Source organism: Streptomyces sp. NPDC051569 (assembly GCF_044454085.1).
Taxonomy (GTDB): domain Bacteria; phylum Actinomycetota; class Actinomycetes; order Streptomycetales; family Streptomycetaceae; genus Streptomyces.
The window spans coordinates 97,725-112,573 of sequence record NZ_JBITDJ010000003.1 but is presented as its reverse complement, the minus strand read 5'-3'; the positions used below and the strand labels follow the sequence as shown (position 1 = coordinate 112,573).

General features: G+C 72.6%; 11 protein-coding genes. 8 read left to right on the top strand and 3 right to left on the bottom strand.

The features are described from left to right. Positions 1-161: 161 nt before the first annotated feature. Positions 162-1,850, top strand: a complete 1,689-nt coding sequence (locus tag ACIBAE_RS06280; RefSeq protein ID WP_399282678.1) for an alpha/beta hydrolase — start codon at positions 162-164, stop codon at positions 1,848-1,850. 54 nt (positions 1,851-1,904) lie between these two features. Here ACIBAE_RS06280 and hemQ read toward each other — a convergent pair whose 3' ends face one another. Both hemQ and hemG read right to left on the bottom strand, forming a co-directional pair. Next, positions 1,905-2,621 (bottom strand): hydrogen peroxide-dependent heme synthase, encoded by a 717-nt coding sequence (gene hemQ, locus ACIBAE_RS06275; RefSeq protein ID WP_399282677.1) that lies wholly within the window; start codon positions 2,619-2,621, stop codon positions 1,905-1,907. A 4-nt stretch (positions 2,622-2,625) separates the two neighbouring features. Further along, positions 2,626-4,068, bottom strand: coding sequence for a protoporphyrinogen oxidase (gene hemG, locus ACIBAE_RS06270; protein WP_399282676.1), 1,443 nt, complete (start codon positions 4,066-4,068; stop codon positions 2,626-2,628). Between the two features lie 207 nt (positions 4,069-4,275). Here hemG and ACIBAE_RS06265 point away from each other — a divergent pair, with 207 nt between their 5' ends. Together ACIBAE_RS06265 and ACIBAE_RS06260 are read left to right on the top strand one after the other, a co-directional pair. Further along, positions 4,276-5,358 carry a DUF4349 domain-containing protein gene (locus ACIBAE_RS06265; RefSeq protein ID WP_399282675.1) on the top strand — a complete coding sequence of 361 codons (1,083 nt, stop codon included), beginning with the start codon at positions 4,276-4,278 and terminating at the stop codon, positions 5,356-5,358. 66 nt (positions 5,359-5,424) lie between these two features. Further along, entirely contained in the window at positions 5,425-6,813 is a 1,389-nt protein-coding gene (locus ACIBAE_RS06260; protein ID WP_399282674.1) for an FAD-dependent oxidoreductase, read from the top strand. A 79-nt stretch (positions 6,814-6,892) separates the two neighbouring features. Here ACIBAE_RS06260 and hemE read toward each other — a convergent pair whose 3' ends face one another. After that, positions 6,893-7,957, bottom strand: a complete 1,065-nt coding sequence (gene hemE / locus ACIBAE_RS06255; RefSeq protein ID WP_399282673.1) for a uroporphyrinogen decarboxylase — start codon at positions 7,955-7,957, stop codon at positions 6,893-6,895. A gap of 91 nt (positions 7,958-8,048) precedes the next feature. Between hemE and ACIBAE_RS06250 the strand changes: the two genes are divergently transcribed. From ACIBAE_RS06250 to ACIBAE_RS06230, 5 genes are all read left to right on the top strand, one after another. Beyond that, entirely contained in the window at positions 8,049-8,738 is a 690-nt protein-coding gene (locus tag ACIBAE_RS06250) for a DUF3000 domain-containing protein (RefSeq protein ID WP_399282672.1), read from the top strand. A 396-nt stretch (positions 8,739-9,134) separates the two neighbouring features. Continuing rightward, positions 9,135-9,794, top strand: a complete 660-nt coding sequence (locus tag ACIBAE_RS06245) for a LuxR C-terminal-related transcriptional regulator (RefSeq protein WP_399282671.1) — start codon at positions 9,135-9,137, stop codon at positions 9,792-9,794. A gap of 77 nt (positions 9,795-9,871) precedes the next feature. Further along, the gene (locus ACIBAE_RS06240; RefSeq protein ID WP_399282670.1) at positions 9,872-11,137 is read left to right on the top strand and encodes a ribonuclease D; all 1,266 of its coding nucleotides are present in this window, start codon (positions 9,872-9,874) and stop codon (positions 11,135-11,137) included. 311 nt (positions 11,138-11,448) lie between these two features. Beyond that, complete coding sequence (locus tag ACIBAE_RS06235) at positions 11,449-12,669, top strand: thiolase family protein (RefSeq protein ID WP_399282669.1); 1,221 nt, start codon at positions 11,449-11,451, stop codon at positions 12,667-12,669. After that, complete coding sequence (locus ACIBAE_RS06230; protein WP_399282668.1) at positions 12,666-14,795, top strand: 3-hydroxyacyl-CoA dehydrogenase NAD-binding domain-containing protein; 2,130 nt, start codon at positions 12,666-12,668, stop codon at positions 14,793-14,795. The genes ACIBAE_RS06235 and ACIBAE_RS06230 overlap by 4 nt, the downstream gene beginning before the upstream one ends. The last annotated feature ends 54 nt before the right edge of the window (positions 14,796-14,849 follow it).

The window sequence follows — 14,849 nt, the reverse complement described above, 5'->3', positions numbered from 1 at the left end:
ATTCCGGTCCTTCCCGCACCCGGGGAGGCCCCCCGGAGTGGCCCCGCCACGCATCGGGGTCATCGCCCACGACACCGCTCACCGGTCCTTGCGATCCCCCGCGCCGCTGCTGACTCTCGTCCTGCGGTGGATCCGCCCTCCGCACGCACGAAGGGATCGCGATGAGAGCAGTAGCGAAGTACGGGGCGCTGACAGCCCTCGGCTCCCTGGTCCTGTCGGCCCTCGTCGCCGCCCCGGCGGACGGCGCCGACACCTCCGGCGCCACAGGGACCGCCCTGACCACCCCGGCCGTCCTGACCGCGCGGGCCGCGCGGGCCACCGGCGCGGTCAGGACGGCCGCGACCGTCGCCGGGACCCGTGGCGTCGTCCGTGCCGCCCGGCGCGCGGCGGCCACCGGAATCGCCTTCGGCCGCTGCCCCCAGGCCGAGATGCTGCCCGCCCCCATCACCTGCGGCACGGTCGAGGTCCCGCTCGACTACGCCGATCCCGACGGCCGGAAGATCAGTCTCACCGTCAGCCGTGTCCACGCGAGCGGCAAGCCCGATCAGCGGCAGGGCGCGTTGGTCTTCAACCCCGGTGGCCCCGGCGCCTCCAGCATGTACTTCCCGATGGCCGCCCAGCTGCCCGAGTGGAAGCGGATCGCGGGGGCGTACGACCTGGTCGGTTACGCCCCGCGCGGTGTCGCGCGCTCCGCCCCGCTCTCCTGCGAGAACCCGGCGGACTTCACCAGGGCGCCCACGCAGGCCCCGACGCACCCCTCGGAGTCGTACAAGCGGGAGCGGATCGCCGAGGCCCGGGCGTACGCGCGGGGCTGTGCCGAGAACGCCGGTCAGGACCTGCCGTACTACACCTCGCTCAACAACGCCCGCGATCTCGATGTGCTGCGGGCGGCGCTCGGTGAGCAGAAGCTGACCTTCCTGGGCTCCTCGTACGGGACCTACCTCGGAGCGCTGTACGCGACGCTCTTCCCGTCGCACGTGCGGCGGATGGTGTTCGACTCCGCGGTCGACCCGGATCCCCGGCAGATCTGGTACGGCAACAACATGGACCAGTCGGCCGCGTTCGAACGGCGCTGGGCCGACTTCCGGACCTGGGTCGCCAAGCATGACAAGACGTACCACCTGGGCGCCACCGCCGGTGCGGTGCAGAGCAGTTACGAGCGGGTACGGGCCGGTGTCGCCCGGGAACCGGCCGGCGGGAAGGTCGGCACCGGGCAGTTGCAGGCGGCGATGCTGGAGGCCGGCTACTACGACGACTACTGGGCGATGCGGGCCACGGCCCTGTCGGAGTTCCTGAAGGGCAACCCCGACCCGCTGATCGCGCAGGCTTCCCCCCACCCGGTGGCCGCCGCCGACAGCGAGAACGCCAACGCGGTCTACACAGCCGTCGAGTGCAACGACGCGCCCTGGCCGACGCGGTGGGAGGTCTGGGACCGGGAGAACAGCGCGCTCGCGCGCCGGGCGCCGTTCGAGACCTGGGACAACGCCTGGATGAATCTGCCGTGCGCCTACTGGCCGGCGCCCCGGCAGGAGCCGGTCGACGTCCGCACCCGGCCGGGCCAGTTGCCCCCGACGCTGATCCTGGCGGCGGAACGGGACGCCGCCACGCCGTACGCGGGGGCGCTGGAGCTGCGGCGGCGGCTGGCCGGGTCCGTCCTGGTGACCGAGCGGGACGCCGGTACGCACGGAATCGCCGGCGGCACCAACGCCTGTGTCAACGCGTACATGGAGGACTATCTCCTGCACGGGAGAACGCCGGTGCGGCGCGCGGAGTGCGCGCCGCACGCGGAGCCTAACCCGGTGTCGCTGGACGACCGGTCGGGCGGCAGGAAGCTGCCGCCGATCGTCTGATCTTCCGGGCGGGGTGGCCGGGTTCGCCGGAGTGCGGACCGGCCACCAAGTCCGTTACGCCAGCCCGGCCACGAGGTCCGCGACCGACTTGCGGCGGCCCGTGTAGAACGGGACCTCTTCGCGGACGTGCATCCGGGCCTCGGAGGCGCGCAGATGACGCATCAGGTCGACGATGCGGTAGAGCTCGTCGGCCTCGAAGGCCAGCAGCCATTCGTAGTCGCCGAGCGAGAACGACGCGACGGTGTTGGCGCGCACGTCCGGGAAGCCGCGGGCCATCTTGCCGTGGTCCGCGAGCATGCGGCGGCGGTCCTCGTCCGGCAACAGGTACCAGTCGTACGAGCGGACGAACGGGTAGACGCTGACGTAGTCGCGGGGGGTCTCGTCGGCCAGGAAGGCCGGGACGTGCGACTTGTTGAACTCGGCGGGGCGGTGCAGTGCCATGTTCGACCAGACCGGCTCCAGCGCCCGCCCGAGCCGGGTGCGGCGGAAGCGGTTGTACGCGTCCTGGAGCTCGTCGGCGGTCTCGGCGTGCCACCAGATCATGACATCGGCGTCGGCACGCAGCCCGGACACGTCGTACGTCCCGCGCACGGTGACGTCCTTGCCGTCGAGCTGGTCGAACAGCTCCTGGACCTCATCGGCGTACCCGGCCCGGTCCTCGGGCAGCACATCGCGCAGCTTGAAGACGGACCACAGCGTGTAGCGGATGACCTCGTTGAGGTCCTTGGCCTTCTTGCCCGCGTTCGGGGTCTTCTCTGGAGCAGCAGTCATAGGGCTATTCTCCCGCGCCCCGGCCGGTGCCCCGCGCCAGGGTCGACGTGGCGATGATCTCGTCGGCGGCGCGGCGGGCGCTCGCGACGCAGGCGGGGATGCCGACGCCGTCGTACGCCGCGCCGCAGACCCGCAGTCCCGGCTGTTTCGCGACCGACTCCCGGACGCGGGCGACCCGCGCCCGGTGTCCGACGGGGTACTGGGGCAGGCCGCCGATCCACCGGGTCACCTCGGTGGCCACCGGCTTCGCGGCCAGCCCGATCGCCGCGCCGAGGTCGCGCAGGGACACGTCGACGAGGTCGGCGTCGTCGCGGTTCACCTGCTCCTCCTCCCCGTACCGTCCGAGGGACGTGCGCAGGACGAAGAGGTCAGGCGCGGCGTCCGCGACCCAGCCCCACTTGCGGGTGGAGAAGGTGGACGCCTTGATCGAGCGGCCGTCGACGGGCGGCACGAGGAAGCCGCTGCCCTCGGGCAGCGGGTCGAGGTCGGCGCGCCGGAAGGCCATCGTGACCAGGGCCATCGAGGCGTACTCGACCTCGTCGAGGGAGGCGGAGGCGGCCGGGGACTCGTCCGAGAGCAGCGCGGAGGCCGACCCGGCGGGGGTCGCCAGGATCACCCCGTCGGCCGCCAGCGTGCGCCCACCGGTGCGGATCCGCCAGCCGTCGGCGGTACGGCTGAGGCCGAGTACGGGCGTATCGAGGACGATGTCGCCGCCCCCGGCCCGTACGGCGTCGGCGACCGCGCCCGGCAGTCTGCCCACGCCACCCGCGATGCCCGCGAAAACGGCGCCGGCCGGCTGCCGGGCGGCGGCCTTCGCCTGGAGGTCGCGGACGCCCTCCAGCAGCGAGTCGTGGGTCTTGACGGCGTCGAAGAGATGCGGGACGGCCGCCCTCATGGAGATGCGGTACGCGTCTCCCGCGTAGACCCCGCCGAGCAGGGGCTCCACCAGCCGGTCGACGACCTCGCGGCCCAGCCGCTCGGCGACGTACTCACCGACCGAGACATCGTCGCCGACCTCGGTGGGCGGCAGTTCCGGCTCGCGGGCGATCCGGGCCAGACCCTCGTCGGAGAGCAGGCCCGCGAGGGCGGCCGGCTCACCGGGCACACCCATCACATGTCCCGTGGGCATCGGCCGCAGCGCACCGCGCGTCCATACCGAGGCGGTGGAGGCGGTGGGCGGCTGGAGCAGTTCGCCGAGCCCGACTGCTCGGGCCAGGTCGACGGCCTCGGGCCGCCGCGCGAGCATCGCCTCGGCGCCGAGGTCGACGGGGGCGCCCTCGATCTCGCCCGTCCGCAGCTTCCCGCCGAGCCGGCCGGTGGCCTCCAGCAGCGTCACCCTGACCCCGGTGCCCAGCAGCCGGTGGGCGGCCGCGAGTCCCGCGATCCCGCCTCCGATGACGACGACATGCCCGGTATGTGTCTCCGCGTGCTGCGCGTTCGGCTCCATGCCTCCACTCTCTCAAACGCCCCGGGCGCCTCCGTGTCCCGGACCGGACCGTGGACCGTGTCCCCGGCCCGGTCCCCAACCGAGTCCCGACCGTGACCCCTTCGGGACCGGGAAAGGGCAACCCGCGCACCCGTCCCGTACGTCAGAACCCGCACACGGCACAACCGACCGGACCGCCAGACCGCCAGATCGTCCAGGGGGGATTTCATGCGCACCATGCCGGCGTTCGCCGCGGCACTTCTCACCGCCTCACTCGCACTCGGGCTCACCGGATGCGGCGCGGCCGGAGACGGCGGGTCCCGGGCCGACGCCGCCGCGGAGCCGGCGGCCCGGCAGGAGGGCGCGCAGGACTCGGGGGCCGGCGCCGTCGCGCCCGGAGCCCAGGGGAAACCGGCGAAGACGATCACCCCGGCCGGGAACCTGATGATCAGGACCGCCGAACTCACCGTGCGGGTCAGGGACACGGAGAAGGCGCTCGCGGCGGCGCGTCAGGCGGCCGAGGACGCCGGGGGGCTGATCGCGAACGAGGCCACCGAGCGGGACACGGGTGGCTTCGTGGAGTCCCGCATCGTGCTGCGCGTCCCGCAGGACGCCTACGACACCGTCCTGGATCAACTGGCGGGCACCGGAACGCTGGTGGCGCGCAAGGTCAGCGCCAAGGACGTCACCGATCAGGTCGTCGACGTGAACAGCAGGGTCGCCTCGGCGCGGGCGAGCGTCGAGCGCGTACGGAAGTTGATGGACCAGGCCGGCTCCCTGAGCGATGTGGTCTCACTGGAGGCGGAACTGAGCACACGCCAGGCGGCGCTGGAGTCCCTGCTCGCCCAGCAGGCGTCCCTGAAGGACCGCACGTCGCTGGCGACCATCACGCTCACGCTCTCCGAGGTCCCGGTCCACCCGGAGCCGAAGAAGGAGAAGGACCCCGGTTTTTGGGACGCGCTGGGCGGCGGCTGGCACGCGTTCACCGCGACCCTGCGGTGGATCGGCGTGGTGATCGGCGCGGTGGCGCCCTTCGCCGTCGCGTTCGGGCTGATCTTCCTGCTGTGGCGGCTGGTCCGCTCCCGGCTGCCCCGCCGGCCGGGCGCGCACGAGGGTCGCGCCCCGCTTCCGGGCGGGCCGGCCGACGCCGGACGGCCCCCGGCCCACCCGGTGCACCCCGCCCACCCGGTACACCCCGCGCGCCCCGGCCCGTCCGCGCGCCCCGGCCCGTCCGCGCCCGCCGGCCCGTCCGCGCCCGCGGAGCCCGTACAGGAGGCGTCCGACAAGGACCGACCCGCCACACCCGCGTAGCGTTCCTTCTCGACCCGGCAGGGCACGGCAGGGCCGGGCAGGGCGGACACGGAACGGGAGGCCGCGATGGCGGCGGAGCGCATGGTGGTCATCGGTGGCGATGCGGCGGGCATGTCCGCCGCATCGCAGGCTCGCAGGATGAAGGGGCCCGGGGAGCTGGAGATCGTCGCGTTCGAACGCGGCCACTTCACCTCGTACTCCGCCTGCGGCATCCCGTACTGGGTGGGCGGTGACGTCGGGGAACGCGAAGACCTGATCGCCCGCACGCCGCAGGAGCACCGGGACCGCGCCATCGATCTGCGCACGCGCGCCGAGGTCACCGAGATCGACGTGGCCGGGCAGCGGGTCCGGGTGCGGAATCGGGACGAGGTCGGGGGCACGGAGAGCTGGACGGGTTTCGACAAGCTGGTCGTCGCGACGGGCGCGCGCCCGTCGCGGCCCCGGCTGCCCGGGATCGACGCGCCGGGCGTCCACGGTGTGCAGACCCTCGACGACGGCCAGGCGCTGCTGGACAGCCTCGCCGCGACGAAGGGCAGGCGAGCGGTGGTCGTCGGCGCGGGCTACATCGGGGTGGAGATGGCCGAGGCACTGCTGAAGCGCGGCTACGAGGTCACCGTCCTCCACCGCGGCGAGCAGCCCATGTCCACGCTCGACCCCGACATGGGCCGGCTGGTCCACTCGGCGATGAACAACATGGGCATCACGACCATCGGCTCCGCCGCGGTCTCCGGGATCCTCACCGGCCAGGACGGCCGGGTACGCGCCGTGGCCACCGAGGACACCGTGTATCCGGCCGATGTCGTCGTGCTCGGCATCGGGGTCGAACCCGAGACGGCCCTCGCCCGGGAGGCCGGGCTTCCGTTCGGGGCGTACGGCGGGCTGCTCACCGATCAGTCGATGCGGGTGCGCGGCCACGAGAACATCTGGGCCGGCGGCGACTGCGTGGAGGTCCTCGACCTGGTCTCGGGCGCGACCCGGCACATCGCGCTGGGCACGCACGCGAACAAGCACGGCCAGATCATCGGCGCGAACGTGGGCGGCGGCTACGCCACCTTCCCCGGTGTGGTCGGCACGGCCGTCAGCAAGGTCTGCGAGCTGGAGATCGCCCGCACGGGCCTGCGGGAGAAGGACGCCCACCGGGCGGGGCTCCGGTTCGTCACCGCGACCATCGAGTCCACCAACAGCGCCGGTTACTTCCCCGGCGCCGCCCTGATGACGGTGAAGATGCTCGCGGAGCACCGTACGGGCCGGCTGCTCGGCACCCAGATCGTGGGCCGCGAGGGCGCGGCGAAGCGCGTGGACATCGCCGCGGTCGCGCTCACCGCCGGGATGACGGTGGAGCGGATGACGACCCTCGACCTCGGCTACGCCCCGCCGTTCTCCCCGGTGTGGGACCCGGTCCTGGTCGCCGCCCGCAAGGCGACGACGGCGGTCCGGGCGGCGGGGACGCGGTAGGGCCGTCTCCGTGCGCGCGCCGGGGACGGGCGCCGCGCCGCAGAGCCGGGCCGCGACCGGTCCTTCCCGGCGAGGCCGTTCAGCGCTCCGTCCGCGTGTGGACGTACTCGACGAGACGGGTCAGGGCGTCCGGGTCCATGGTCGGCAGCACGCCGTGGCCCAGGTTGAAGATGTGTCCCTCCAGACCGGCCGCCGCGTCCAGCACCTCGCGGGTCTTGGCCTCGACCGCGTCCGTCGGGGCGAAGAGCACCGCCGGGTCGAGGTTGCCCTGGAGCGCCTTGCCGGGACCCACCCGGCGGGCCGCCTCGTCGAGGGGGACGCGCCAGTCGACGCCGACGACGTCCGCGCCCGCCTCGCCCATCAGGCCGAGCAGCTCGCCGGTGCCGACGCCGAAGTGGATGCGCGGGACGCCGTACCCGGCGACCGCGTCGAAGACCTTGGCCGAGGCGGGCAGCACGGAGGCGCGGTAGTCGGCGGGGGCCAGGGCCCCCACCCAGGAGTCGAAGAGCTGGACGGCGCTCGCGCCCGCCTCGATCTGGACCTTGAGGAAGGCGCCGGTGATGTCCGCGAGCCGGTCGAGCAGGTCCGCCCACAGCTCGGGGTCGCCGTACATCATCGCTTTGGTGTGCTCGTGGTTGCGGGACGGGCCGCCTTCCACGAGATAGCTCGCCAGGGTGAAGGGCGCGCCGGCGAAACCGATGAGTGGGGTGGAACCCAGCTCACCGGTCAGCATGCCGATCGCCTCGGTGACGTAGTGGACGTCGTCCGGGGTGAGGTCGCGCAGCCGGTCGAGATCGGCCCGGGTACGGATCGGATCCGCGACGACCGGACCGACGCCGGGCTTGATGTCCAGGTCGACGCCGATGGCCTTGAGGGGGACGACGATGTCGCTGAAGTAGATCGCGGCGTCGACCTTGTGGCGCCGTACGGGCTGCAGGGTGATCTCGGTGACCAGATCGGGCCGCATGCAGGATTCGAGCATCCCGACGCCCTCGCGCACCTTCAGGTACTCGGGCAGCGAGCGCCCCGCCTGCCGCATGAACCAGACCGGCGTGTGCGGCACCGGCTCACGCCTGCACGCCTTCAGGAAGGCCGATTCGTACGTCTTCGTCTGCTCGCCCGAGGGGCTGTCAATGGCGCTCACGCCCAGAATCTTCGCATGTACGGGGAAGCGCTTGCCCCGGGCCGGGTGTCCCTCCCCGCACGGGGCGCGGGTTCCGCCTACTCTTCCCCGCATGGCTGCGGCTCAGGGACAGTTCTCCGATCATTCCAACGGCGCCGAAGGAACGGACAGCGCGGAGGGGGACTCCGTCCCGCCCGCGTTCCGGCAGGCGGTCGAAGCCCTGCGGACGGCGCGGCTGCGTCCCGGGATCGAGATCGACCCGACCCCGCCGCCGAAGCGGCTGGCGCCGCACGCGTATGCCCTGGAGGCGGCGGTCGTCGAGGGCGAGGACGATCTGGCGGACGGCCGGCTCGTCCTGCTGCACGACCCGGCCGGGCACGACACCTGGCAGGGCACCTTCCGGCTCGTGACGCTCGTACGGGCGGAGCTGGAGCCGGAGATGGCCGCGGACCCGCTGCTGCCCGAGGTGTGCTGGTCCTGGCTGACCGGCGCCCTGGAGGCGCGCGGGCTGTCGTACGGGGAGGCGAGCGGCACCGTCACCCGGGCCGGATCGCACTACTTCGGGGGTCTCGCGGAGCGCGGGCCCACGACGCAGATCGAGATCCGGGCATCGTGGACGCCGCGTGAGGGCCGGGGCGGGGTGCCGGACTCGGCGGCCCATCTGGCGGCCTGGTGCGATCTGCTCTGCCAGATCGCCGGACTGCCGCCGGCCGCTCCCGGCGCCGTGCCGGGTGCCGGGGACAGCGGGACCGGCGCGGGTGTGGTGTCGCTGCCGCAGCGGCGCGGCCCGCAGGCGCCCTGACGGACCGCGCACCACCGCACCACCCAGCGCCCCCTGCGGAACCCAGCCGCCCCCGCCGCACCCGCCGCGCTCCTACACGCCCCGACGCGCCCCGCCACGCCACGCCACGCCCCGCCACGCCCCGCCACGCCACGCCCCGACGGAACCTTCCTGACGCCCCCTGACGGGCCTTCACGTCAGGGCCACAGCATGTCCCCAGGACCCTCTCGCGGTGGGACCAGTCGTAGGATGATCGATCACGCGTCCTAATTGCCCGAATTGTTACTCATCAAATCGTGATCTTTCTCTAAAGGCGGGCGGGATTGCTGCCGAAGAGGTCAATGACCCTTCAAGCACGGTTCGCCCCGGCTTCTTCCCCCGGAGCCGGCTCCGTCCCGCACCTTCCCAGGAGGCCTGGTGTCCGTTCTCCTCGAGCAGCCCGCAAGCCTGGTCGCCTACCGCCCGAACAAGCCGACGGCCATGGTCGTCGTGGCCGACCCGCGCGTCCGCTCCACCGTCACCCGCCACCTGTGGGCCCTTGGAGTACGTGACGTCATCGAGGCGTCGTCCATCGCGGAGGCCCGCCCCCGCGTCGGCAACCCACGCGACATCTGCGTAGCCGACGTCCACCTGCCCGACGGTTCCGGGCTGACCCTCCTGTCCGAGACCCGGGCGGCGGGCTGGCCCAACGGCCTCGCCCTCTCCGCCGCCGACGACATCGGCGCGGTGCGCAATGCCCTCGCCGGCGGCGTCAAGGGTTACGTCGTGACCGGTACGCGTACGAACATCGGCCACCCCGGCCGCCCCGGCGCCGCCCCCATCGGCGCCGGTCCGCGCATGCACCGCCGCCCCCCGGGCGCCCCGAGTCACCCGGGCGGTTACCGCGAGCTCTCCGGCCGTGAGGTCGAGGTGCTCAGGCTGGTCGCCGAAGGGCAGTCCAACAAGGCCATCGGCGTCTCGATGGGCCTGTCCGCACTCACCGTCAAGAGCCACCTCGCCCGGATCGCGCGCAAGCTCGGCACGGGCGACCGGGCCGGAATGGTCGCCGTGGCCCTCCGTACCGGAATCATCCACTGACCGTTTCCCGCCCCTCATCGCCCGCCGACGGAACGTTCCGTCGGCGGGCGCCGTCCGTTCACGGATACCCTTGACAGGTGACCGACGCCCAAGACACCGCAGCCGACCCAGCACTGCGAACCACCGGGGGCGCTCCCCCGGCCGACGTCGAACCGGCGCCGATCCCTTTGCTGGAGCCCCGTGAGGGCATTCCCCCGGTGGTCGCCACCGATGAAGCGCTCGCCGAAGTGATCGCCGCCTTCGCGGCGGGCACGGGCCCTGTCGCCGTCGACGCCGAGCGCGCGTCCGGCTACCGGTACGGCCAGCGCGCCTATCTCGTCCAGCTGCGCCGTGAGGGCGCGGGAACGGCGCTGATCGACCCGGTCGGCTGCCCCGACCTCTCCGGCCTCGGCGAGGTACTCGCCGACACCGAGTGGATCCTGCACGCCGCCACCCAGGATCTTCCCTGCCTCCGCGAAATAGGCATGCTGCCCACCCGGCTGTTCGACACGGAGCTGGCCGGCCGGCTGGCGGGCTTCCCCCGGGTCGGGCTCGGGGCGATGGTCGAGAACGTCCTCGGCTTCGCTCTGGAGAAGGGCCACTCCGCGGTCGACTGGTCGACCCGCCCCCTGCCCGAGCCCTGGCTGCGGTACGCGGCGCTCGATGTCGAGCTGCTCGTGGATCTCCGGGACGCGCTGGAGAAGGAGCTGGACCGGCAGGGCAAGCTGGACTGGGCCCACCAGGAGTTCGACGCGATCGCCTCCGCGCCGCCCGCGCCGCCCCGCAAGGACCCGTGGCGCCGCACGTCCGGGATGCACAAGGTGCGCCGCCGCCGGCAGATGGCGGTCGTACGGGAGCTGTGGACCACCCGCGACACGTTGGCCCAGCGACGTGACGTCTCCCCCGGCAAGGTGCTGAGCGACACGGCGATCATCGAGGCGTCGCTGGCCCTGCCCGCCACCGTGCAGGCCCTCACGGCGCTGCCCGGTTTCGGCCACCGGATGGGGCGCCGCCAGCTGGAACAGTGGCAGACGGCGGTCGACCGCGCCAAGGCCCTGCCCGACACCGAGCTGCCTCAGCCCGGCCAGTCCCTGACGGGCCCGCCGCCGCCCCGCTCCTGGGCGGACAAGGACCCGGAAGCCGCGGCCAGGCTCTCGGCGGCCCGCACGGCGGTCTCGGCGCTCGCCGAGCGGCTGAACATGCCGCAGGAGAACCTGATCACACCGGACACGGTCCGCCGCGTCTGCTGGGAGCCCCCGCACGAGCCCACGGTGGAGAACGTGGCGGCGGCCCTCACCGCGCTGGGCGCCCGCGCCTGGCAGGTGGAGCAGGTGGCGCCGCTGCTGAGTGGTGTCGTCTCCTAGCGCGTGACCGGCCCCGGCCGACAGGAATGCGGCTCCCCAGGCCCCTCCTGATCAACCCCCTCCGACCTGCGGAACGCGGTCGGAGGGGGTCTTTTTTCGCTGTCGGCCCCGGCGATCGGCCCGGGTCGTCTCCGACGCGGCGGGGCTCCGGCCGTCGGCCGCCGGCGGAAAGGGCCCCGGCGGCGACCCGGGCCCGCAAAAAAGAGTGGGGACTGGGCAGGGTGGTTACCGGTAAGTAGCATGGGGGTGGAAGCGCGCCGCGAGTGCGTGCCCGCAGCCGTGCCACCCCCGCACCCTGGAGGAGAGCCATCGTGCCTCGTACCGTCAGGGACGTCGTCTTCGTCGACGGCGTCCGCACCCCGTTCGGCAAGGCGGGCCCGAAGGGCATCTACCACGAGACCCGGGCCGATGATCTCGTCGTGAAGGCGATCCGGGAGCTGCTGCGCCGTAACCCGGGCCTCGACCCGGCCCGTATCGACGAGGTGGCGATCGCCGCGACCACGCAGATCGGCGACCAGGGCCTCACCCTCGGCCGTACGGCGGGGATTCTCGCCGGGCTGCCGCAGTCCGTGCCGGGCTATTCGATCGACCGTATGTGTGCGGGCGCGCTGACGGCCGTGACGACCACCGCCGGCTCCATCGCGTTCGGCGCGTACGACATCGTCGTCGCGGGCGGTGTCGAGCACATGGGCCGCCACCCGATGGGCGAGGGCGTCGACCCGAATCCGCGCTTCGTGTCCGAGAAGCTCGTCGACGACTCGGCGCTCTTCATGGGGATGACGGCCGAGAACCTGCACGACCGCTTCCCGCATCTGACGAAGGCGCGCGCCGACGAGTACGCGGTCCGTTCGCAGGAGAAGGCCGCCAAGGCGTACGCGAACGGCTGGATCCAGCAGGATCTGGTGCCGATCTCCATCCGCCGCACGAATCCGGAGGCGGGTGAGACCGGCTGGGGGCTGGCCACCGCCGACGAGCCGATGCGTCCCGGCACCACGCTGGAGTCGCTGGCGAGCCTGAAGACGCCCTTCCGGGCGCACGGCCGGGTCACGGCCGGTAACGCGGCGGGGCTGAACGACGGCGCCACCGCCTCCCTGATCGCCGCCGAGGACTTCGCGCGCGAGCTGGGCCTGCCGGTCAAAATGCGGCTGGTGTCGTACGCCTTCGCGGGCGTCGAGCCCGAGGTCATGGGGTACGGACCGATCCCGGCGACCGAGAAGGCGCTCGCCAAGGCGGGCCTGTCGATCTCCGACATCGGCCTGTTCGAGGTCAACGAGGCGTTCGCCGTGCAGGTGCTGGCCTTCCTCGACCACTACGGCATCGCGGACGACGACGAGCGCGTCAACCAGTACGGGGGTGCCATCGCGTTCGGTCACCCGCTGGCCTCCTCCGGGGTGCGGCTGATGACGCAGCTGGCACGGCAGTTCGAGTCGCAGCCGCACGTCCGCTACGGCCTGACCACCATGTGCGTCGGCTTCGGCATGGGCGCGTCGGTCATCTGGGAGAACCCGCACTTCGACGGAGGAACCAAGTGAGCACCACCGCTGAACTCCTGAAGGGCGCGGCCGAGCTGTTCCCCGACGAGGTCGTGACGCAGGCGCACGTGCGCCACCTCGACCTGCCGGGCGGCGCCGGGCCCTTCGCGCTCATCACGCTCGACAACGGCCTGGACCACACCAAGCCGACCACCTTCGGTCCCCAGTCACTGGCGAATCTCAGCGCCGCCATCGACCAGGTCGAGAAGGAGGCGTCCGAGGGTACGGTCGCCGGGGTCGGTGTCACCGGCAAGCCGTTCATCTTCGCCGTCGGCGCCGACCTCAAGGGTGTGGAGCTGCTCACACGCCACGAGGACGCGCTCGCCATCGGCAGGGGCGGGCACGAGGTCTTCAAGCGGCTCGCCGCGCTGGCCGTGCCGACGTTCGCGTACTACAACGGCGCGGCGATGGGCGGCGGTGTCGAGATCGGTCTGCACTGCCGGTACCGCACCGTCTCGGCCGCGCTGCCCGCCTTCTCCCTGCCCGAGGTCTTCCTGGGTCTCGTCCCGGGCTGGGGCGGCTGCACGCTCCTGCCGAATCTGATCGGCGCGGACCGCGCCGTCTCGGTCGTCATCGAGAACGCGCTGAACCAGAACCGGCAGCTCAAGGGCGGGCAGGTCTACGACCTCGGCATCGCCGACGCGCTCTTCGAGGGCGCGGACTTCCTGGAGCAGTCGCTGATCTGGACCGCTTCCGTGCTGAAGGGCGAACTGGAGGTCGTACGGCCCGAGGTCGACCGGGGCGCGGCCTGGGACGAGGCCGTGGCGCGCGGCCGGTCGATCGCCGACTCCAAGGTGCACGGGGCGGCCCCCGCCGCGTACCGGGCGCTCGACATCATCGCCGCCGCCAAGGACGGCGACCTGCGGGCGGGCTTCGACGCCGAGGACCAGGCCCTCGCGGACCTGATCATGGGCGGTGAGCTGCGCTCCGGCATCTACGCCTTCAACCTCGTGCAGAAGCGCGCCAAGCGGCCCGCCGGGGCGCCCGACAAGTCGCTGGCCCGCCCGGTCACCAAGGTGGGTGTCGTCGGCGCGGGTCTGATGGCCTCGCAGCTGGCGCTGCTGTTCCTGCGCCGCCTGGAGGTCCCGGTCGTCCTCACGGACATCGACCAGGAGCGCGTCGACAAGGGCGTCGGGTACGTCCACGGCGAGATCGACAAGCTGCTGCTGAAGTCCCGTATCAACCAGGACAAGGCCAACCGTCTCAAGGGCCTGGTCTCCGGTGTCCTCGACAAGGCCGAGGGGTTCGCGGACGCGGACTTCATCATCGAGGCCGTCTTCGAGGAGATGGGCGTCAAGCAGAAGGTGTTCGCGGAGGTGGAGGCGGTCGCCCCGGCGCACGCGGTCCTCGCGACCAACACCTCGTCGCTGTCGGTCTCCGAGATGGCGTCGAAGCTGCGCAACCCGGAGCGGGTCGTCGGCTTCCACTTCTTCAACCCGGTCGCGATCCTGCCGCTGCTGGAGATCGTCCGTGGTGAGCGGACCGACGACGCCTCGCTGGCGACGGCGTTCGGGGTGGCGAGGAAGCTCAGGAAGACCGCCGTCCTGGTGAAGGACGCGCCGGCCTTCGTCGTGAACCGCGTCCTCACCCGCTTCATGGGCGAGATCCAGAACGTCATCGACGAGGGCACGCCGGTCGAGGTCGCCGAGCGGGCCGTCGAGCCGCTCGGCCTGCCGATGTCCCCGCTGGTGCTGCTGGAGCTGGTCGGCCCCGCCATCGGTCTGCATGTCTCCGAGACCCTGCACGGCGCGTTCCCGGACCGCTTCACGGTCTCCGAGAACCTGGCGGCGGTCGTCAAGGCGGGCAAGCGCGGCTTCTACGTGTACGACTCCGGCCGGCCGGAGCTGGACCCGGAGGTCGCCGCGCTCCTGAAGCAGGGCGACACCGTCCTGGACGAGGAGCAGGTCCGGGCGCGGGTGCTGGACGCGGTGGCGCGGGAGATCGGCCTGATGCTGGAGGAGGGTGTCGTCGCCGAGGCGCAGGACATCGACCTGTGCCTGATCACGGGTGCGGGCTGGCCGTTCCACCTGGGCGGTATCACGCCGTATCTGGACCGCGAGGGCGTCTCGGAGCGGGTGAACGGCAAGCCGTTCCTCACGCCGGGCGTGGCGAGCGTCCCGGCGTAACCCGACCCGGGCGCCGTGAGGGCCGGTACGGTTGGTGGCTTCCGTACCGGCCCC

Excerpts from the sequence above, each read along its gene's own strand:
- ACIBAE_RS06280 (WP_399282678.1), top strand. The coding sequence starts at position 162 with ATGAGAGCAGTAGCGAAGTACGGGGCGCTGACAGCCCTCGGCTCCCTG.
- hemQ (WP_399282677.1), bottom strand. The coding sequence starts at position 2,621 with ATGACTGCTGCTCCAGAGAAGACCCCGAACGCGGGCAAGAAGGCCAAG.
- hemG (WP_399282676.1), bottom strand. The coding sequence starts at position 4,068 with ATGGAGCCGAACGCGCAGCACGCGGAGACACATACCGGGCATGTCGTC.
- ACIBAE_RS06265 (WP_399282675.1), top strand. The coding sequence starts at position 4,276 with ATGCGCACCATGCCGGCGTTCGCCGCGGCACTTCTCACCGCCTCACTC.
- ACIBAE_RS06260 (WP_399282674.1), top strand. The coding sequence starts at position 5,425 with ATGGCGGCGGAGCGCATGGTGGTCATCGGTGGCGATGCGGCGGGCATG.
- ACIBAE_RS06250 (WP_399282672.1), top strand. The coding sequence starts at position 8,049 with ATGGCTGCGGCTCAGGGACAGTTCTCCGATCATTCCAACGGCGCCGAA.